The following is a 21145-nucleotide window of genomic DNA, read 5'->3' on the forward strand; positions in this document are numbered from 1 at the left end:
AAATAGGCATAACAAGACATGAGACGCCGTGAAAACACACATTGTCGGCTTGAGCTGAACTCAACCGATATCGGGTGGATGGCGGTGATCCCGTCTGCGATCATGTCAATGCTCATGCTTTTGGGAGACGAAAATGGCGATACAGAAACAGATGGATGCCCGCGAATGGGCGATGCTCGTCGCGCTTTCGCTCCTGTGGGGCGGATCCTTCTTTTTCATCGGCGTCGCGGTCAAGGAACTGCCGCCCGTCACCATCGTCACGCTGCGCGTCAGCCTCGCGGCAATCGCGCTTCTCATCGTCTGCCGCATCATGGGCCTTCGCCTGCCGCGAGAATGGGCGGTGTGGCGCGCCTTTTTCGGCATGGGCCTGCTCAACAACATCATTCCCTTTTGCCTGATCGTCTGGGGCCAGACCCAGATTGCCAGCGGGCTTGCTTCGATCCTCAATGCCACCACGCCGCTCTTCACCGTCATCGTCGCCCACTTCCTCACCGCCGACGAGAAGATGACCGGCAACAAGCTCGCCGGCGTGCTGATCGGCTTTGCCGGGGTGGCGACCATGATCGGCCCGGCAGCCTTCGGCGGATCATCCGGCCTCTGGGGCCAGATCGCCATTCTCGGCGCGGCCATCTCCTATTCCTTCGCGGGCATATTCGGCCGCCGTTTCAAGGCCATGGGCGTGCCGCCGCTGATGACCGCCACCGGCCAGATATCCTCTTCGACGCTGATGCTGATCCCAGTCGCTCTTCTCGTCGACAAGCCGTGGACGCTCGCCATGCCAAGCCTCGGCACCTGGGGCGCGCTTATCGGCATCGCCCTGCTGTCGACAGCGCTCGCCTATCTCATCTTCTTCCGCATTCTTGCCAGCGCCGGCGCCACCAATCTCGCCCTCGTTACTTTCCTCATTCCCGTCAGCGCCATCCTGCTCGGCTCACTGCTTCTCGGCGAGCAACTGGAAATGAAGCATTTCGCCGGCATGGCGATGATCGCTGCCGGGCTGGCCGCGATCGATGGCAGATTGCTTTCCAGATTGCGCCAGCCTCGCCAACGGCTGCAATGAGGGCGGGAAGATCGGGCCGGCCTGCAAGAGAGCTGCCTCATCCTTTCCTCTCACCCCGGTATTTTTCGGGAGTGAACCCTGCCGTGCCGCCTTGACGCCCAGTGGCTCCTCTGGCCTTATGCAACCATGACCGGCTTTGCTACCCACATGCATCTCACCGTGACCATTCGCCCCGCAGGGCGCGTGGCGGTGTCAGTGCGTTAGTCAGCTGGTCATCCGTCCACCACCCTGCCGCATATTGGCAGGGTTTGGTGTTCCCGCTCTGCCTCGGCCGAAATATCCAAGGAGAGCAGACATGCCGGAATGCGAGATACCCTCACCCCTTGACCCTGATGCGCGCTGGCCCGAAGGCCTGTGCATTCGCGCCCGCGCCCCGGCAGATGCGCCGGGGATAACAGCACTGCACAACATGGCCGGATTTCGCCACGGAACGCTGCGCTGGCCGCATCAAAATCCGGAAGATATTCGCAAGGGCATCGAAACCCAGTCAACCAACAGCTTTGCGCTGATCGCCATTCTCGACGGCAAGATCGTCGGTGATATCGGCTTGACGCGCCACACCAACCGCCGGGCACATGCGGGCAGCATCGGCATGGGTGTTCATGATGCCTATAAGGGACGGGGAATTGGCAGCGCCATGATCGGCGAAATCCTCGCCATTGCAGATCGCTGGCTGGACCTGAAACGGATCGAACTGACCGTTTTTACCGACAATGAAGCGGCGCTGGCGCTTTATCGCAAATTCGGCTTCGAGGTCGAGGGCCACCTGAAATCTTTCGCCTTCCGCGACGGCGAATATATCGATGCCTATTGCATGGCGCGTCTGCGGTAGTGGTTCAGACGGCCAAGGAATGATCTTCAAATATTTCCCGAATGGTCCGCCGTGACCATTCGGCCATTTTTTCGTTCCGCCCGCGCTCGGCATCCAGCACGATCAGCGCCTTCCACAGTGCCCAGCCGCGCCCTCGCCGCCATGTAGCCCCATCCAGATTCAGCGCCCGGCGAAAAACAGCCCGACTTTCCGCATCAAGCACATTCCACGCGAGAATGAGATCGGACGACGGATCGCCGATGCCGGAACTGCCGAAATCAATGACGGCCGACAGGCGCCCGTCCTGCACCAGCAGATTGCCCTCGGCAATGTCGCCATGCACCCACACGCCCTGCCCTTGCCAGCGGCTGGAAAGGGCAAGCCGCCATATCTCCATGGCCATTGCCTGATCCACCTCATCGGCAAGCCGCTCCGCCGAAGCCCTTGCCTCCCCGTCATAGACCGCAAGCGATCCGCCGCGATGGAAATTATGTGCGCCCGCAGGTGGGCCATCCGAAGCATTGATGGAATGCAGGGCTTTCAAAAACGCCGCAACATCACTGGCGATGGCCGAAAGATCGATACTGTCGAGCTGGAGGGCGAGAGGTTCACCCTTTAGCCAGCGATAAATGGACCAGCAGAACGGATAATCCTCGCCCGGCTGTCCAAGCGCTAACGGTGCTGGAATCGGAACAGGCAGAAGGGGCGCAAGGGCCGGCAACCACCGATGTTCCTTCTCCACCTGCGCCACATAGCGCTCAGCACTTGGCATGCGGATCAGCATGTCGTCGCCAAGGCGGAAGCTGCGATTGTCCCAGCCGCTTGGTTCCACCGGCCGAACATCGAGCGCCGCCCATTGGGGAAACTGGCGGGCAATCAGCGTGCGAACCTGCTGGGTGGTGACGACAATGCGGTCATCCATGATGCGTTCCCCGTTTCAGGCGCAAACCTCTAGCGGTGCAGGACAACACGGCAATGACGGCATATCAGCCACCAATCAGCGCCAGCCACTCATCCTCGTCCATGGTCTGCACGCCAAGCTCCGCCGCCTTGGTCAGTTTGGAGCCGGCCCCCGGCCCCGCCACCAGAATATCCGTCTTTTTCGAGACGGAACCGGCCACTTTCGCGCCTAGGCTTTCCGCCCGGGCCTTGGCCTCGTCCCGGGTAAATTTCTCCAGCGAGCCGGTGAAGACCACCGTTTTGCCCGCCACAGGGCTGCCTTCAGTGGACGGCTTTTCGGCCTCCTTCGGCTGCAACTCCCGTATCAGCCGGTCTATAACATCGAGATTGCGTGGTTCCTTGTAGAACTCGATGATGGCGCGGGCCACCACCTCGCCGATGCCATCAATACTGTTGAGTTCGGCCCAGGCATCGCTTGCCGGATCGGCCGCCGCCTTCATGGCCTCTTCGAAATGTTGATAGGTGCCATAGGAACGCGCCAGAAGTTTCGCCGTGGTCTCGCCGACATGACGGATGCCGAGCGCAAAGATCAGCCGATGCAGATCGATCTCGCGGCGGACGTCGATGGCATCGAACAGCTTCTTGACGCTGACCTTGCCGAAACCGTCAATATTTTCGAGCTTGGTCAGGTGGGAGGCTTCCTGCCGCACCTTCAGCGTGAAAATATCCGGAGCGGTTTTGATCGAAAGCGCTGGATCGTCGCTTTCGAAAAAGAAATCGATCTGCTTGGTGCCCAGCCCTTCAATATCGAAGGCATTACGCGAAACGAAATGTTTCAGATGCTCCACCGCCTGCGCCCGGCAGACGAAACCGCCGGTGCAGCGCGTGACCGAATCGAGCTTGCCGGTCTTTTCATTGCGTTCCCGCACCGCATGGCTGCCGCAAACAGGACATTTCTCCGGAAACGCATATTTCACCGCTTCGGCAGGGCGTTTTTCCAGCAAAACATCCAGCACCTGCGGAATGACATCGCCAGCACGCTGCACGATAACAGTGTCGCCGATGCGAATGTCATGATCCTCAGGGCGAATGCGCTCGCCGCTGTTACCAATGCCTTCGATGTAATCGGCATTGTGCAGCGTCGCATTGGTGACGACGACGCCGCCGACCGTGATCGGGGTCAGGCGCGCCACCGGCGTCAGCGCCCCGGTGCGCCCCACCTGGATTTCAATATTCTCGACCGTGGTGAAAGCCTGTTCGGCCGGGAACTTGTGCGCCGTAGCCCAGCGCGGGCTGCGCGAGCGAAAGCCCAGCCGCTCCTGCAGATCAAGCCGGTCGACCTTGTAGACGACACCATCGATATCATAATCGAGATCAGGGCGCGCGACACCGATTTCATTATAATGCTCAAGCAATTGCTGGGCGGAGGTGAATCGCTTCATCAGCGGATTGACAGGAAATCCCCACTCCCGGAATTTCTCGACGATGCCATATTGCGTATCGGCAATCCGCGTAGGCTGGCCGCCGTCAGAGACTTCACCTAACGCGTAGGCAAAGAACCGCAGCTTGCGTTTCGCCGTCACATTGGCGTCGAGTTGGCGCAGCGAACCGGATGCCGTATTGCGCGGGTTCACATAGGTCTGCCTGCCTTCGGCCTCCATCTGGGCGTTGAGCGCCATGAAGTCGCTCTTGGCCATATAGACCTCACCACGCACTTCCACCACATCGGGTGCATCGGCAGGCAACTCGTTCGGGATTTCCTTGATGGTCCTGATATTGGCGGTGACGTTCTCGCCGGTCGTGCCATCGCCGCGCGTCGCCGCCGTCTTCAGCTTGCCCTTCTCATAGCGGATCGACATGGAAAGCCCGTCGATCTTCGGCTCGGCGGTAAAGGCGATGGAATCGTCAGGCAGATGCCCGAGGAAACGATAGACGGAACTGACGAAATCCCGCAGATCCCCTTCCGAAAACGTGTTGTCGAGCGACAGCATCGGGCGGGCATGCACGATGGGCGCAAAGGTCGGAAGCGGTGCGAAACCAACTTTTTTCGACGGGCTGTCAGCCCGCACCAGCGCTGGAAAAGCCGCCTCGATGGCGTCGTTGCGCCGCTTCAGCGCATCATAGTCGGCATCCGAAATCTCCGGCGCATCCTTGCCGTGGTAAAGCGCATCGTGGCGCGCAAGCTCAGCGGCCAGAAATGCCAGCTCCGAAGAGGCTTCAAGCTCGGTGAGGTTTTCGACGGATTTCTGGTCTTTCGACATGACGGCCTCTTTTCGGAATTACCGAACGCTTTTAGCCGAAATAACAAACATTAAAAACAGTTTTGCCGTTGGACTCACAAGCCGAATCCGCTCGCGCAACTCTATCGGCAGCAGTCAGTCCTTGGCTGCCAGCAGACGGGCCGCCGCAGCCCTCGCCTCATCCGTTACCGACGCGCCGGCAAGCATGCGGGCAATCTCTTCGGTGCGGTGTTTCGGCTCCATGGTAGCGACGCGGGTGGCGATGCGCTCGCTGCCATCGCCGGATGGGCCCTTGGAAATGAGAAGATGGGTCGCCGCCCGCGCCGCCACCTGCGGCGCATGGGTAACGGACAGGACCTGCACGGTCTTCGACAAGCGACGTAACCGCTGGCCGATAGCGTCCGCCACAGCACCACCAACACCCGTATCGATTTCATCGAACACCAGAGTCGGTGCCGAACCGCGATCCGCCAGCGCCACTTTCAGCGCCAACAGGAAGCGGGACAATTCGCCGCCCGAGGCGACTTTCATGATCGGCCCCGGCCGTGTGCCCGGATTGGTCTGAACGTGGAATTCCACCGTGTCGATGCCGTCGGCCGTCGCCTGCTCGGTATCGGAGGTTACCTCAACGGTGAACCGCGCCCGCTCCAGCTTCAGCGCCGGAAGCTCGGCCATGACAGCACCGGAAAGTGCATCCGCCGCATGGCGGCGTTTGTCGGAAAGTGACTGGGCAGCACGGTCAAAATCAGCTTTGACGACGCCGAGATTGGCCTCCAGCTTGCCAAGCTTTTCTTCACCGGCATCGAGATCAGCGAGATCAGCCACCATTTTTTCGGCAAGAGCCGGCAGGTCAGGCACCGCGACATTATATTTACGGCCGGCGGCGCGCAGCGCGAACAGTCGCTCCTCCACCCGCTCCAGCTCACGCGGATCAAACTCGGTGCGGCGCAACGCCGCCTCCACTTCCATCTGCGCATTGGAAAGGTTGTCAAGCGCGGCATCCAGCAATTGCACGGTGTCTTCCAGCAATCCCGGCGCTTCATGGCTCTTGCGCTCGAGCCGACGCATCATGGATGCTATGACAGGCACGGGCGAAGCATTGCCGTTCAGAAACTCGCTGGCTTCAGCGATATCGCCGGCGATGCGTTCGGATTTCTGCATCACAGCACGGCGCTCGGCCAGTTCGTCCTCTTCGCCGTCACGCGGCGAAAGTGTCTCCAGCTCCTCGACGGAAGAGCGCAGATAATCCGCCTCGCGGGCTGCTGCCTCCACCTTGGCGCGGTGGGTCTTCAGGGCACGCTCGGCGTCTTTCCAGGTGCGGTAGAAACCCTGAACGGCGCGGGCCTCATCGGTAAGCCCGGCAAAGGCGTCCAGCAGCGTGCGGTGGGCATCGGTATCAACAAGGGCGCGGTCATCATGCTGGCCGTGAATTTCCACCAGCAATTGCCCGAGCTGGCGCATCATCTGCACGCTGATGGCCTGATCGTTGATATAGGCCTTGGTCCTGCCATCGGCGGATTGCACCCGGCGGAAAATCAGATCGCCATCGTCATCGAGACCGTTTTCGCGCAGCAGCAGCCTTGTCGGATGATTGTTCGGCACTTCGAAAGCGGCGGTAACCTGCCCCTTCTCTTCGCCGTGGCGCACCAGGCCACCATCACCCCGGCCACCCAGCGCAAGGGAGAGACTGTCGAGCAGAATGGACTTGCCCGCGCCCGTCTCACCCGTCAACACCGAAAGGCCCGCCTCAAAACCGAGGTCGAGCCTTTCAATCAGGACGATATCGCGAATCGAGAGCTGGACCAGCATGGCCTATGCCCCGTCTCAGGCGCCGATAAGCTTCTTGCCGGCGCGCGAAATCCAGGACCCCTTGTTTTCACGCGGCTCCAGCCCCTGACCCTTCAGCAGCTTGTAGGAGTCCGCATACCATTGGCTGTCGGGATAGTTGTTGCCGAGAACGGCGGCCGCAGTCTGCGCCTCGTCGGCAAGACCCATCGCATAATAGGCCTCCGTCAGACGCGCCAGCGCTTCCTCGATCTGGTTGGTGTTCTGGTACTGCTCGACGACGATTCGGAAACGCGAAACGGCAGCGAGATATTCCTTGCGCTCAAGGTAATAACGACCGACCTGCATTTCGCGGCCGGCGAGTTGGTCGCGGGCGAAACGGATCTTGGCCTGCGCATCGGCGACATATTCCGAATCGGGATAGTCGTTGACCACCTTGTTCATCGCCTCGACAGTGCGCTGGGCTGCGCGCTGGTCCTGCGTCACGTCGGAAATCTGCTTCGAATAGGCAAGGCCGATCATGTACTGAACGTAAGCGGCATCCTTGGAACGCGGATATTGCCGCAGGAAGCGGCTGCCGTTGGTGATGGCCACATCATTCTTGTTTGTGCGCGTCGCAATGAAGGTCTGCATCACAAGCGCCTTCTGGCCCCATTCGGTGAATGGATATTGCTTGTCGATCGCCTCGAACTTGCGTGAGGCTTCCGTCATGTTGCCGGCGTTCATGTTGGCAAGCCCCTGCTTGTACAGAACATCAGGCGGATCGGATTCAAAACCGAGCTTGGTAATGTCGATATCCGGATCGGACTGGCAGGCCGTGACGGCGACACTTGCACCGACCAACAACAACGAAACGGCGATCCCCCGCATCGTACCCTTCATCGCACCAGACCCTACATGCTTCATTCGACAGTTCCCACTTCCCGCGCAAATACATAAGCATCGGCTTTGCACTGGCGTTTCTAGCCATAAAAGCATCCGCAGGGCAACGCAATGATGACGCATTAACGCATTTTTATGGCATCCGCGCACGCAATCGCATGAATATCAGGCGATATGACGAAACATCTTGCCCTGCATCATAAAAAAGCCGCCCCCAAGGGAGCGGCCTTTTCTGTCAATCGATAGCTTGCGAACAAACTTAAGCAGACCAGGGCGCAAATTCCGGCATGTTGACCGGTACGAATTCGCGGGCGCGCACCATCTGGTTGCGGGCAGCCGGTGCCTCGACGATCTCGTAAGCCGTGCGGTCGCTCAGCAGCGCCTTCAGCGCATTGGCATTGACCTTGTGGCCACCGCGATAGGAGCGATAACAGCCGATGAACTGCGCGCCGGCAAGCGCCAGGTCGCCCACGGCGTCCAGCGTCTTGTGACGGACGAATTCGTCCTTGGCGTAACGCAGGCCTTCCATGTTGATGACGCTGTTGTCGTCGGAGATGACGACCGAATTCTCAAGCGAGGAGCCGAGCGCGTAACCGGCAGCCCACAGGCGCTCCACGTCACGCATGAAACCGAAGGTACGGGCGCGCGACAATTCATTCTTGAAGGTTTCAGCCGTCAGGTCGCCCTTCCAGGACTGCTTGCCGATCAGCGGCGTGTCGAAATCGATGTCGACCTCAAAGCGTGTGCCGTCATAGGGACGGAATTCCGCCCAGGACGCGCCCGAGTCGATGCGCACCGGCTTGGTGACGCGAATATAACGGCGCTTCGCACCGAGGGTCTTGATGCCGACCGATTCGATGGCTTCGATGAAAGGAGCAGAGCTGCCATCCATGATCGGCGCTTCCGGACCGTCAACCTCAACGACGAGATTGTCGAGGCCCATGGCGTAGATGGCGGCCATGACGTGCTCGATCGTCGCCACTGACTGGGACAGCGAACGGCCGAGCACGGTGCACAGGTCGGTATTGCCGACATTGGCCGAAACCGCCTTCAACTCGGTGACATTGCCATTGTCATGAAGGCGATGGAATACGATGCCCGTCCCAGCTTCTGCGGGCTGGAACGTCATAGAGACCGGATTGCCGGAATGCACGCCAATGCCTTTAAGCTGAACAGCATTTGCGATAGTTGTCTGAAATCCGAGCAGTCCGATAGTCATGCGTATATGCCTTGTTTTGCAAACCGCGCCGTTTGGTGAAGCGCCGTTCAAGTTTTAAAGCCGGTTTTGGCGACCGGCCAAGTCCGTATTTTCCTTTACCCAGCCTCATACATACGCACATGTAGGTGCCACGACAAATCACTGTTCGTTTCGGATTGTTACACGCCTAAACCATTGAAAACGAAAATTAATTTAGTGTTAATCACGCAAAATAAACGAAACGCCCGGGTCGTGAAACCCGGGCGTTTGGAGAGGCGGATGGAATCGCCTTTAGTTAGACTGGCGGCGCAGGAAGGCCGGAATTTCCAGCTGGTCGTCATCATGATGGCTGGACGATGCGGGCGTTGCGCGACCGTGGTCGTCAAGCTGGCCACGACGCGGTGCGTAGAGGCTGGCTTCCGGCGAAAGCGGCGCGCGGCGCTGCGGCGCCATGCTCGGCGCATCCATCATGTCGGAGGGAACTTCTTCCTCTTCGCGGCGGCCAAGCGAGTTGGTGATGCGCTTCAGAAGACCCATCGGGCCACGCTCTTCCTGTGCAACCGGAGTAGCGCGATCACGATGATCCATCTCGGCCTTCACGACCGGCGGGAAGTCCTCAACCTTCGGCATACGTACCGGCTCGGGCTGGCGGGCAACCGGCGCCTGTTCCTGATAGACAGGAGCCTGCGGCTGCTGCATGCGCGGTGCCGGGGCGGCAACCTGTTCCGGAGCGTGGTAGACCGGTGCCGGAGCAATCGGGGCCGGAGCGGCCTGCTGAACCGGCTGGGCCGGACGCAGAGCCGGCGCTTCAGCCGGGGACGATGCGAACAGCTTGCTCTGCGGACGGAAATCCTGAGACGGCTGCTGGTGAGCGGCGAAACCGAGTTCGCGTTCCATTTCAGCTTCCGCCGAACGGATGGTCTGGGCGATCGGGTCTACGGTCTTGGGTGCCTGCGATACTGACTGGGCAGGCTGAACTGCGGCCGGAGCAGAAGCAACGGCCGCGGAAGGACGGATAAGCGGCTTGGCGGCAGCAGCGCGCATTTCGGCAACATTCTGTTCGCCAATGCCCGCAACGCGGTCGATGCCGGTGGCGACGACCGACACGCGGATGAGACCTTCCAGAGCTTCATCGAAGGTTGCGCCGAGGATGATGTTGGCATCCGGATCGACTTCTTCGCGGATACGGGTTGCAGCCTCGTCGACTTCGAACAGGGTAAGGTCGCGACCGCCGGTGATGGAGATCAACAGGCCCTGAGCACCCTTCATCGAGGTTTCGTCGAGCAGCGGGTTGGCGATTGCCGCTTCCGCAGCCTGCATTGCACGGCCCGGACCGGAAGCTTCGCCGGTGCCCATCATTGCGCGGCCCATTTCACGCATGACCGAGCGGACGTCGGCGAAGTCGAGGTTGATGAGACCTTCCTTCACCATCAGATCGGTGATGCAGGCAACGCCCGAATAGAGAACCTGGTCGGCCATGGCGAAGGCGTCGGCAAAGGTCGTCTTGTCGTTGGCGATGCGGAAGAGGTTCTGGTTCGGAATGACGATCAGCGTATCGACGGACTTCTGCAGTTCCTCGATGCCCTGTTCGGCAAGACGCATGCGGCGGCCGCCTTCGAAATGGAAAGGCTTGGTGACGACGCCGACCGTCAGGATGCCCTTGTTGCGGGCCGCCTGTGCGACGACAGGTGCAGCACCGGTGCCGGTGCCGCCGCCCATGCCGGCGGTGACGAAGCACATGTGGGTGCCGTTCAGGTGGTCGATGATCTCATCGATGCATTCTTCAGCGGCGGCACGGCCGACTTCCGGCTGGGAACCGGCGCCGAGACCCTCGGTGACGTTGACGCCGAGCTGGATGACCCGATCTGCCTTCGTCATGGTCAGTGCCTGCGCGTCCGTGTTGGCGACGACGAAGTCGACACCCTGGAGGCCGGCCGTGATCATGTTGTTGACAGCGTTACCGCCACCGCCACCAACACCGAAAACGGTGATGCGTGGCTTCAGCTCGGTGATATCAGGCTTTTGCAGCTGTATCGTCATTTTACCATTCCTTCTTTCTCTGGCCGCATCGCCCCGCTGGCCGATTCTTGAAAACTCAACTCTGAAACCTCCGGCTTACGCCACGAGGCCACTCAAAAACTCTCTTTCAGCCATTGCCCCACCCGGGCTATCCGGCCGCTACCCGTACCAAACGGCGAGAACATTCCGCCTTGCGCCGCATGAATTTCGATGTCCGCCACCTGCGGATAGATCATCAGTCCGCAGGCGGTTGAAAATGCCGGTCCCTTTGCCGCTACCGGAAGACCGGCCACGCCCATGGGGCGACCGATGCGAACGTTGCGGGCGAGAATGCGCCGTGCCGTTTCCGGCAGCCCCGTCAGCTGGCTCGCGCCGCCGGTCAGGACAACGCGCTTGCCGACGATGGGGCTGAAGCCGGACTTCTGGATGCGATCACGGATCAATTCCAGCGTCTCTTCGATACGCGCCCGCACGATGCGGGTTACAAGTGCTCTTGAAACTTGCGATGGTTGATCGCGATCATCTTCGCCAATCGGCGGGATCGAAATCATGTCGCGCTCATCCGCGCCATTCAGCAAAGCCGAACCATGCACCACCTTCAGTCTCTCCGCATCTTCGATTCGTGTCGAGAGGCCACGTGCAAGATCTGTGGTGACGTGATGGCCGCCAAGGCCGATCGCATCGGTGTGAATGAGCCGGCCTTCGGCGAAAACCGAGATTGTCGTGGTGCCGCCGCCCATGTCGATGGCCGCACAGCCGAGTTCGACTTCGTCATCCACCAGCGCCGCAAGACCGCTGGCATAGGGCGTCGCCACCATGCCTTCGACCGAAAGATGCGCGCGATTGACGCAAAGCTCGAGGTTCTTCAGCGCCGTGCGTTCAACTGTCACCACATGCATGTCGACGCCAAGAAGGTCGCCATACATGGAGAGCGGATCGCGAATGCCGCGCTCGCCATCCAGCGAATAGCCCGTCGGCAGCGAATGCAGGATCGCCCGGTCCTGGCGCATGGACTGCTGGCTTGCCGCCACCAGAACCTTGCGCAGGTCGCTTGCTTCCACTTCCTGTCCGCCGAGATCGATGCTCGCGGTATAGATATCGCTCGCCAGCCGTCCTGCCGAAACATTGACGATCAGGCTGTCGACGGTAAGCCCCGCCATGCGTTCGGCCGCATCGACCGAAAGACGGATGACGCCTTCCAGCGCGTCGAGATCGGCGATCACGCCTGACTTCACGCCGCGCGAACGCTGATGGCCGATGCCGATGATTTCGACCTTGTGGGTGCGACCGGGCAGGATTTCGCTCTCCTGGCGCGGCGTCAGCCGGCCGATCATGCACACGACCTTGGTCGAGCCGATATCCAGCACCGAGACGATGTGGCTACGCTTGGAGGAAAGCGGCTTCAGACGAGGCAGGCCGAAATGGGAAGAACCGAATAAGCTCATGTGTTCTTCTCCGCCTTCTTGAGAGCCTTGGTGCGCGCATCGACGGCGGCCTGACGGCGCTCTGTCGCCCCTTCGGTCAGCTGGATCGTGGTGCGGTCCGCGAGCCTGAGATCGACCGCGGCGACATCGCGCGACAGAACCTTTTCCTCGAGGTCGAGCCGCGCCAGCAATTGCAGCGCCTGCGGCAAGTTTTCTTCCGGCAGCTTGACCACGATGCCGTTATCGAGATGCAGATCCCAGCGACGGCCGGCAATGCGGACATAGGCACGGACACGGTTGCGGATTTCCGGCCAGTCGGCCAGCTGCCCGACAAAACCGGCAGCACCGGTTTCCGCATCACGTCCGACAAACAGTGGCAACTCGGCGAATTTATTGTCACGCAGCGGAGCAATCACGCTGCCGCTTTTTTCGATCAGCGACAGTTCCGTTCCGTGCTGCCAGATGCCGAAGGCTTCACGCTCCTTCAGGCGAACCTCGACGGTCTTGGGATAGACCTTGCGGATATCGACATCTTCCACCCAGGGAAGCTGCACGAGCTTGCGGCGCGCCGCATCGATATCGAGCGCGATGAGCGAGGTGCTGCCATCGAGGCCGAGAAGCTGGAAGACTTCGATTTCCGACGTCTGGCGATTGCCGGAGACCTTCACGTCTTCAACCGCAAAGCCCGCAGCCGATGTCGTGGTCTGGGTGACGATGTTGGTGTGGCCGCCGAGCGACATGCCGTAAAGCCCGGTCACCGCGTAAAAAGCGATGGCCGAAATCGTACCCGTATGGGCGGGAATGTGAATGCGTCCGGTCGCAAGGCTGACACCGAAACGCACGAAGCGACGCAGCGGACGCGGCAGCACCCTGCGATCGTCGGCACTGGCCGCCGCCGCATATTGCTCGCGCTTTTTTGCCGTCGACTTTTTGCCGGTCACCGCAAACACGAAGCGTCCTCCACCATCCAGCTGACAAGGTTACCAAAGGAGCGGCCAGCATGGGCCGCCATTTCCGGCACCAGGGAGGTCGGCGTCATGCCCGGCTGTGTATTCACTTCAAGCCAGATAACTTCGCCATCTTCTGAGAAGCGGTCGTCGTAACGAAAGTCTGAACGGCTTACGCCACGGCACCCGATCGCCCGATGCGCCATAACCGCCAGTGTTTGAATTTTTTGGTAAATTTTCGGTGAAATTTCTGCGGGAATGACATGTTTCGAGCCACCAGCCGCATATTTCGCATCATAATCATAAAAATTGTGACCGAGCGGCACCACTTCCGTGACGCCAAGCGCCTCGCCATCAAGCACGCCGCAGGTCAGTTCGCGGCCATGAATATAACGTTCGACCATGACCTGATCGCCGTAGCGCCATTCTGACGAGGTGAGGATTTGCGGCGGATGCGACTGGTCTTCCTTGACGATCACGACGCCGAAGCTCGAACCTTCACGCACCGGCTTCACCACATAGGGCGGCGCGAGCGGGTGTTCGCTGGTGAAATCGAAGCGGTTCATGACGCGCTCGGCAGCAACCGGAATGCCGGCGGCGGCAGCAACTTTCTTGGCCTGCGCCTTGTCCATGGCGAGCGCGGAAGCCAGCACGCCGGAATGGGTATAGGGAATGGCCAGATATTCGAGAATGCCCTGAATGGTGCCATCTTCACCGAAGGGGCCATGCAGCGCATTGAAGGCAACGTCCGGGCGCAGTTCCGCGAGAACGGCAGCGACATCGCGCCCTACATCGACCCGGGTGACCTTGTAGCCCTCGCCTTCCAGCGCAAGCGCGCAAGCGTTGCCCGACGAGAGGCTGACCGGCCGCTCCGACGAAAACCCACCCAAAAGAACAGCTACGTGCTTGCCGCCCATCGAACCCTCTGACACCAACTCTCCGTTACGAACCACGCCCGAACCGACCGAATTTGACGGACGGTGATTCTGGCACATGACCCTTGAGATCAGTTAAACGCCATTAAGGTTAATGAATCGTTTACTTTCGTTAACCACCGCGCCCAACATGCCGAGTTCCATTAAAGAATCAGCATCGATCCGGATTCCCTCCTTGGAATCAGAGAGTTGCATGGATTGCAACATGCAGGTTTTCAATGATCGGAAATAAAGCCCCGCCAGCGCGCCTGCCGCTCCCCGCTGAAAGCAAGACCGAAACGTTAACGAACGGCGCTTTTCCCCAGTGAAAATTATCTGACGTTTCAGCGTTTTAAATCCGCGGCCTGAATCAGTCTCTCAATCACGGAATCGCATCCGGAGGCCGCCCATCAGACCCGTTGCTTTCAAAGATCACATTATTTGCATTATTTCTTTTTTAACATTCCATAAGAACAAAAATTGCGTTAACGCAGTCCCTGCCTCCCAAGGCATGACATTCCAATCATCTGAAATGGAACCCAAACCATGACTGACGCGATATCTCCGGTATCGTCGACAGCTGGCAATTCGAACGTTGTAAAGACAAATTCGCCTGCACGAGTTCTCACTGCCAGCCTGGTCGGCACGACCATCGAGTTTTTCGATTTTTACGTTTACGCCACGGCCGCAGTGCTCGTGTTCCCGGCATTGTTCTTCCCGAACAACGATCCGATGACGGCACTTCTGGCGTCCTTCGCCACCTTCTCCATCGCCTTTTTTGCCCGCCCGCTCGGCGCTGTCGTCTTCGGCCACTATGGTGACCGCGTCGGCCGCAAGACAACTCTCGTTGCCGCCCTTCTGACCATGGGTGTTTCAACGGTCGTGATCGGCCTCCTGCCCTCCTATGAAACCGCCGGCGTTCTTGCGCCGCTGCTGCTCGCGCTTTGCCGTTTCGGTCAGGGCTTCGGCCTTGGCGGCGAATGGGGCGGCGCGGTCCTGCTCGCCACGGAAAACGCACCTCCGGGCAAGCGCAGCTGGTACGGCATGTTCCCGCAGCTTGGCGCACCCGTCGGCCTGTTCCTCTCCTCCGGCGTGTTCTGGATCCTCCTGCACTTCATGTCGCAGGAAGCGCTCTTAAGCTGGGGCTGGCGCATTCCCTTCGTCGCCTCGATCATCCTGATCGCAGTCGGCATGTGGGTTCGCCTTTCGATCACCGAAACGCCCGACTTCCAGAAAGCCATTGAAAAGGAAGAACGTGTGGCCGTGCCGGTCGCGGAACTGTTCCGCAACCACAAGCGCAGCCTCGTGCTGGGCACCTTCGTGGCTCTGGCCACCTTCGTGCTCTTCTACATCGGCACCGCCTATCTTCTGTCCTACAACGTCAAGGTTCTGAAAATCCCGTTCCTTGACGCGCTGGAAGTGCAGATCCTCGGCTCCATCGTCTTCGGCATCTTCATCCCGGCCGCCGGCAAGCTCGCGGAGAAATTCGGCCGTCGCGAAATCCTGATCCTGACGACAGTGCTGATCGGCCTGTTCTCCTTCCTGCTACCCAGCCTGATGACCGGCAGCGAAGGTTCGATCTTCGTCTTCGCGGCTCTGGCCATGACGCTGATGGGCATGACCTATGGCCTGATCGGAACGGCGCTCGCCGCCCCCTTCCCGACCCGCGTGCGCTACACCGGCTCGTCCATCACCTTCAACATGGCCGGCATCTTCGGCGCATCGCTGGCGCCCTATATCGCCACATGGCTGCAGGTGAATTACGGCATGGGCTACGTCGGTTATTACCTCTGCGTCTCCGCCATCATCACGCTTGCCTGCATTCTTCTGTCCCGCAAGGACGAAGTCTGAGCCGCATAAATGCTGACAGCAAAAAAGCCCGCGAAACTGTCGTTTCGCGGGCTTTTATTTGGGTGTCTATCAGCGCCCCGGATGTTTGAAGTGGTCGTAAGCCAACCAGCACAAGCCTATCGCCGAGACTAGCCAGGGAAACACGTACCAGATGAATATCTGCGAGGTCATAGTCTTAGGCCTCCAAGCACACGTCTTGCTATCAAATGTAGTATAACAGCCCCTAAAATCCAACCTGTCATGACAACGATACTGAAAATACTCGTCGAGGCCGGCGTCAACGACAATGCCTGACCGACAACGCCGAGGGCAATAAAGGCCGTAGACAACCGATCCAGCGCATTGGCCATGAGCTTGCGGCGCTCGTTGGAAACAATGTCCAGCCGGCGCCGCTCCCGCTCATCTTCAACCGTTGCGCCTTCACCGGCCATCCATTCTCAAGCCCCCAGGAAAGGCTCCACTTCCCGACCCGGCATGAACAGGCCAAGGCGCTTGATTTCCCATTCCAGCCGAATGCCCGACTTTTCGAATACCCGCCTGCGGATGGTCTCGCCGAGATATTCCAGATCGTAGCCGGTCGCATGGCCGGTATTTATCATGAAATTGCAATGCAGCGATGACATCTGCGCGCCGCCGATGACCAGGCCGCGGCCACCCGCCTCGTCGATCAACTCCCAGGCCGAATGACCTTCGGGATTCTTGAAGGTCGAACCACCCGTCTGCTCGCGGATCGGCTGCACGGTTTCGCGGTGATGGCGCACGGCGTCCATATCGGCGCGGATTTTCGCCTTGTCTTCCGGATAACCTTCAAACAGCGCACCGGTGAAGATCAGGCCGGCATCGGCGCCGGAATGGCGGTAGCTATAGCCCATATCGGCATTGGAAAGCACATGCTGGTTACCCTGCCGGTCGACCGCATAGACTTCCACGACGCGATCGCGTGTCTCGCCGCCATTGGCGCCGGCATTCATGCGCAGCGCGCCACCGATGGAACCGGGAATGCCGTAAAAGAAATGGAACCCACCGATACCGTTATCCATGGCCATGGCGGCAATATGCTTGTCGGGGCAGATCGCGCCAGCCTTGATACGGTTCTCGCCGGCAAGCTCCACCTGGCCGAAACCCTTGGCGGACAGACGGACGACGACGCCCGGAATGCCGCCATCGCGCACCAGAAGGTTCGAGCCGACGCCGACCACGGTCAACGGCACGTCTTCCGGCAGAATTTTCAGGAAGGCAATAAGATCATCAGTGTCGTGCGGCTGGAACATGACTTCCGCCAAACCGCCGGCTCTGAACCACGTCACGCGGTCCATGGGCGCATCCGGTGTCAGACGTCCCCGCAATTCCTTTACCCCGTCGCCGAGCCTCCCCAGCAATTTTACCCCATCGACCTGTCTCATTCAGACTTTCCTGATATGCTCTTCAATTCCGAAGGCAGCACCGCTGCCCATTGCGTGATATTCCCAGCCCCCAAGAGAACCACGAAATCACCCGGTTTCGCAATGGCTGCAAGCTGCGACGCAAGGTCCTCCCGCTTTTCGAGAAAACGGGCGTCGCGGTGGCCGGCAGCCTTGATGGCCGACACCAGCGCTTCCGAACTTGCGCCTTCGATCGGATCTTCGCCCGCGGCATAGACCGGAGCAAGAATAATCGTGTCAGCATCGTTAAAGCAATGCGCGAAATCGTCAAACAGGCTGGAAAGACGGCTATAGCGGTGCGGCTGGTGCACGGCGATGATGCGCCCCTTGCAGGCCTCCCGCGCCGCGGCCAGCACAGCCTTGATTTCAACCGGATGATGACCGTAATCGTCGAAGACCTGCACGCCATTGGCTTCGCCTGTCAACGTGAAGCGGCGTTTGACGCCGGCAAAGGAGGCAAGCCCCTTCTTGATGTCGGCTTCCGAAATACCGAGACGATTGGCGACGGCAATCGCCGCAGTCGCATTCGAAACATTGTGGCGGCCGGGCATCGGCAGAACGAGATCCGTGAAGGAAAATATCTTGCCGGTGCGGCGACGACGGATTTCCACATCGAAGATGGACCGCGTGCCGTCGATGCGCACATTCGAAAACCGCACATCCGCCTGCGGGTTTTCGCCATAGGTGATGACCTTGCGGTCCTCGATCCGGCCAACGAGCGCCTGAACCTCGGGATGGTCGAGACACATGACGCCGAAGCCGTAGAACGGCACGTTTTCAACGAACTGCCGGAATGCGGCGCGCACGGCATCGAAATTGCCGTAATGGTCAAGATGTTCGGGATCGATATTTGTAATGACGGCCACATCGGCCGGAAGCTTCAGGAAAGTACCGTCGGATTCGTCGGCCTCCACCACCATCCACTCGCCCTCACCCATGCGGGCATTGGTGCCATAGGCATTGATGATGCCGCCATTGATGACGGTCGGATCGAGATTGCCGGCTTCCAGCAGGGTCGCGACCATGGAGGTGGTCGTGGTTTTGCCATGGGTGCCGCCGATGGCGATGGCATTGCGGAAACGCATCAGCTCGGCCAGCATCTCGGCGCGGCGAACGATCGGCAGGTGCTTCTCCCGCGCCGAGATCAGTTCCGGATTGTTCTTCTTGATGGCGGTGGAAACAACCACAACTTCTGCATCACCGAGATTATCTGCGGTATGGCCGACAAAAACCTCGATGCCCTTGTCGCGCAGGCGCTGGACATTGGCGCTATCGGACTGGTCGGATCCCTGAACGCGATGGCCGAGATTGTGAAGCACTTCGGCAATGCCGCTCATGCCGATCCCGCCTATGCCGATGAAATGGACAAGGCCTATGGCTTTCGGCATCTTCATGCCCCAACTCCTTCATTATTCTTTTTAAATTCCTGTACGGACCGGCCTTCGGCAATCGCCTCCACCAGATCGGCCAGCACTTCCGCCGCATGCGGTTTTCCGGTTGCCTTGGCCGCCGCTGCCGTTGAGGAAAGACGATCCGGTTCCGAAAGCGCCGACGACAGCAGGCCGGAGAGTTTCTGTGGCGACAGTTCCGCCTGTTTGATGACGCTTGCACCGCCGGCAGCCGAAAGTGCGGCCGCATTGGCCGCCTGATCGTGATCGAGCGCATGCGGATAGGGCACGAGGATCGACGGACGACCGATCACGGAAAGCTCCGACACCGTCGAAGCGCCAGAGCGGCTGATGACGAGATCGGCCTCGGCGATGCGCGAAGCCATGTCACCGAAGAAGGGTGAAACGTCAGCCTTCACACCAAGCTTCTGGTAGGAGGCTATCACGCTGTCCTTGTCTTCGGGCCGGGCCTGCTGGGTGACGACGACGCGCTTGCGCTGCTCGTCCTTCATCAGGCAGATCGCTGCCGGAACGGCGCTCGAAAAGAACTGCGCGCCCTGGCTACCGCCGAAAACCACAAGCTGGAAAGGCTCCCCCGTCTGCGATGGCGTATAGGGAATTTCAGAGGCCGCCAGCACCGCCGGGCGCACTGGATTGCCGGTCGCCACCGTCTTGTCGGAATATTGGCCATTGGCAGGCGGCAGGAAACCGCCGGCGATTGCCTTCACCCGCGCTGCCAGCGCCTTGTTGGCGCGGCCCATCACCGCATTCTGCTCATGAATGATTGAGGGAACGCCAAGTCCGGTCGATGCCAGAAGCGGCGGCACGGTGGGATACCCGCCGAAGCCGACAACCGCGACCGGCTTCAGTTTCGTAACCAGCCGACGCGCCGCACGAAGACCTACCCACAGCTTCCAGAGCGAACGCACCACGGAAATCGGGTTTTTCGAGCCGATGGTGGCCGACGGCACCACATGAATTTCATCCGCCGGAAACTTGCCGGCATAACGCTCGGCGCGGCTGTCGGTGACGAGATGCACCTGATAACCACGCGCTTTCAGCGTGTGCGCCAGGGCCTCTGCCGGAAACACATGGCCGCCGGTTCCACCGGCGGCAAGAAGAACAATACCCTTGCTCATGATCGTTTACTCCGCTGGAACGCCGGAACCGACGCGGAAGAAGCTGCGCTCTTGCGCCCGCTTTTCAGGTCTGTGGCGTGTCAGCGCCAGAAGGAAGCCGGCGGTCACGCAGATCGCCATCATCGACGAACCGCCATAGGAAATCAAAGGCAGCGTCATGCCCTTGGCGGGCATCAGCTCCAGATTGACGCCGATATTGATCATCGACTGCATGCCGATCTGCAGCACGAGACCGGCCACGGCAAAACGGCAGAAATCGTCCTTTTCCTTGAAGGCGTGCGACAGGCCGCGCAGCACGATGAAGGCGAAAATGGCCACCAGGAACATGCAGAAGATGATGCCGAATTCTTCCGCCGCCACCGAGAAGATGAAGTCGGTATGGCTGTCGGGAATGATGCGCTTGACGATGCCCTCGCCCGGTCCGCGCCCGAACCAGTCGCCGCGAATGATCGCCTCACGCGCCGTATCCACCTGGAACGTATCGCCTTCGCCGGTCCAGAAACGGTCGATACGGCCGGCCACGTGCGGCAGCATCAGATAGGCGGAGATGATGCCGCCGACGCCGACACCGCCGAGCATGATGATCCAGAACCACGGCACGCCCGCCATGAAGAACATGCCGCCCCAGACCACCGAGGTCAGGATCGTCTGGCCGAAGTCCGGTTGGGCGATCAGAAGTGCCGCCACGATGCCGAAAGTGATGATGGCGAAGAGATTGCCGGGAATTTCCGGGTGACGCGCCCGTTCGGCGAACAGCCAGGCGCAGACAATCACGAAGGCAGGCTTCATGAATTCCGAAGGCTGGATTGAGAAGGTGCCGATGGAAATCCAGCGCCGCGCGCCCTTGACCTCGATGCCGAAGAACAGCGCGAAGATCATCATCAACAGCGAAGCGATCAGCATGATGACCGCCACACGCCGCACCTGACGGGGTGACAGGAAAGAAAGGCCGACCATGATCGCCAGAGACGGCACCATGAACATCGCCTGACGTTCGACGAAGAAGAAGCTGTTGAGGCCGATACGCTCGGCAACCGCAGGCGACGCCGCAAAGGACAGCATCAGGCCGATGCCCATCAGCGCGACAAACGCCGCCAGAAAGAAACGGTCGATAGTCCAGAACCATTCCGCAACCGGACCGCGATCAACTCGGCTTACCATGGCCT

The 21145-nt window shown here is 60.0% G+C and carries 17 protein-coding genes; 3 read left to right on the forward strand and 14 right to left on the reverse strand.

Annotated elements, in window-relative coordinates:
• The first annotated feature begins 133 nt into the window (after positions 1 to 133).
• Positions 134 to 1060: a DMT family transporter gene (locus tag CFBP6623_RS09420; protein ID WP_046798077.1), complete on the forward strand. Its 927-nt coding sequence runs from the start codon at positions 134 to 136 to the stop codon at positions 1058 to 1060.
• Between the two features lie 295 nt (positions 1061 to 1355).
• Positions 1356 to 1892, forward strand: a complete 537-nt coding sequence (locus CFBP6623_RS09425) for a GNAT family N-acetyltransferase (protein WP_046798076.1) — start codon at positions 1356 to 1358, stop codon at positions 1890 to 1892.
• A 4-nt stretch (positions 1893 to 1896) separates the two neighbouring features.
• Here CFBP6623_RS09425 and CFBP6623_RS09430 read toward each other — a convergent pair whose 3' ends face one another.
• The 9 genes from CFBP6623_RS09430 to CFBP6623_RS09470 all read right to left on the reverse strand — a co-directional run bounded on the left by CFBP6623_RS09430 (position 1897) and on the right by CFBP6623_RS09470 (position 14183).
• Positions 1897 to 2793, reverse strand: coding sequence for an aminoglycoside phosphotransferase family protein (locus tag CFBP6623_RS09430; protein WP_046798075.1), 897 nt, complete (start codon positions 2791 to 2793; stop codon positions 1897 to 1899).
• A gap of 64 nt (positions 2794 to 2857) precedes the next feature.
• Entirely contained in the window at positions 2858 to 5032 is a 2175-nt protein-coding gene (gene ligA / locus CFBP6623_RS09435) for an NAD-dependent DNA ligase LigA (protein ID WP_046798074.1), read from the reverse strand.
• A 114-nt stretch (positions 5033 to 5146) separates the two neighbouring features.
• Positions 5147 to 6820 carry a DNA repair protein RecN gene (recN, locus tag CFBP6623_RS09440; RefSeq protein WP_046798073.1) on the reverse strand — a complete coding sequence of 558 codons (1674 nt, stop codon included), beginning with the start codon at positions 6818 to 6820 and terminating at the stop codon, positions 5147 to 5149.
• 15 nt (positions 6821 to 6835) lie between these two features.
• Entirely contained in the window at positions 6836 to 7702 is an 867-nt protein-coding gene (locus CFBP6623_RS09445; protein WP_046798072.1) for an outer membrane protein assembly factor BamD, read from the reverse strand.
• Between the two features lie 235 nt (positions 7703 to 7937).
• Entirely contained in the window at positions 7938 to 8897 is a 960-nt protein-coding gene (gene lpxC, locus CFBP6623_RS09450; RefSeq protein WP_046798071.1) for a UDP-3-O-acyl-N-acetylglucosamine deacetylase, read from the reverse strand.
• Positions 8898 to 9167: 270 nt separating this feature from the next.
• A complete protein-coding gene (gene ftsZ / locus CFBP6623_RS09455) occupies positions 9168 to 10916 on the reverse strand; it encodes a cell division protein FtsZ (protein WP_046798070.1) in 1749 nt (582 codons plus the stop codon).
• Between the two features lie 92 nt (positions 10917 to 11008).
• Complete coding sequence (ftsA, locus tag CFBP6623_RS09460; RefSeq protein ID WP_003522206.1) at positions 11009 to 12340, reverse strand: cell division protein FtsA; 1332 nt, start codon at positions 12338 to 12340, stop codon at positions 11009 to 11011.
• Positions 12337 to 13269, reverse strand: coding sequence for a cell division protein FtsQ/DivIB (locus CFBP6623_RS09465; RefSeq protein ID WP_052760216.1), 933 nt, complete (start codon positions 13267 to 13269; stop codon positions 12337 to 12339). Before CFBP6623_RS09465 ends, ftsA begins: the two co-directional genes overlap by 4 nt.
• The gene (locus CFBP6623_RS09470; protein ID WP_046798069.1) at positions 13257 to 14183 is read right to left on the reverse strand and encodes a D-alanine--D-alanine ligase; all 927 of its coding nucleotides are present in this window, start codon (positions 14181 to 14183) and stop codon (positions 13257 to 13259) included. Before CFBP6623_RS09470 ends, CFBP6623_RS09465 begins: the two co-directional genes overlap by 13 nt.
• A 543-nt stretch (positions 14184 to 14726) precedes the next feature.
• Here CFBP6623_RS09470 and CFBP6623_RS09475 point away from each other — a divergent pair.
• Positions 14727 to 16031 carry an MFS transporter gene (locus CFBP6623_RS09475; RefSeq protein WP_080841953.1) on the forward strand — a complete coding sequence of 435 codons (1305 nt, stop codon included), beginning with the start codon at positions 14727 to 14729 and terminating at the stop codon, positions 16029 to 16031.
• A gap of 167 nt (positions 16032 to 16198) precedes the next feature.
• On the opposite strand, the gene CFBP6623_RS09480 is transcribed toward CFBP6623_RS09475, so the two are convergent.
• Genes CFBP6623_RS09480 through ftsW form a run of 5 tightly spaced genes read right to left on the reverse strand, consistent with a single transcriptional unit; the run spans position 16199 to position 21140 of the window.
• Positions 16199 to 16462 (reverse strand): hypothetical protein, encoded by a 264-nt coding sequence (locus CFBP6623_RS09480; RefSeq protein WP_046798067.1) that lies wholly within the window; start codon positions 16460 to 16462, stop codon positions 16199 to 16201.
• Between the two features lie 6 nt (positions 16463 to 16468).
• Positions 16469 to 17434, reverse strand: coding sequence for a UDP-N-acetylmuramate dehydrogenase (gene murB, locus CFBP6623_RS09485; protein WP_046798066.1), 966 nt, complete (start codon positions 17432 to 17434; stop codon positions 16469 to 16471).
• Positions 17431 to 18846 carry a UDP-N-acetylmuramate--L-alanine ligase gene (gene murC / locus CFBP6623_RS09490; RefSeq protein WP_046798065.1) on the reverse strand — a complete coding sequence of 472 codons (1416 nt, stop codon included), beginning with the start codon at positions 18844 to 18846 and terminating at the stop codon, positions 17431 to 17433. Before murC ends, murB begins: the two co-directional genes overlap by 4 nt.
• Entirely contained in the window at positions 18843 to 19979 is a 1137-nt protein-coding gene (gene murG / locus CFBP6623_RS09495; protein ID WP_046798064.1) for an undecaprenyldiphospho-muramoylpentapeptide beta-N-acetylglucosaminyltransferase, read from the reverse strand. Before murG ends, murC begins: the two co-directional genes overlap by 4 nt.
• 6 nt (positions 19980 to 19985) lie before the next feature.
• Positions 19986 to 21140 carry a putative lipid II flippase FtsW gene (ftsW, locus tag CFBP6623_RS09500; protein ID WP_046798063.1) on the reverse strand — a complete coding sequence of 385 codons (1155 nt, stop codon included), beginning with the start codon at positions 21138 to 21140 and terminating at the stop codon, positions 19986 to 19988.
• Between the last annotated feature and the right edge of the window lie 5 nt (positions 21141 to 21145).

The organism is Agrobacterium tumefaciens (genome assembly GCF_005221385.1).
Lineage (GTDB): Bacteria > Pseudomonadota > Alphaproteobacteria > Rhizobiales > Rhizobiaceae > Agrobacterium > Agrobacterium tomkonis.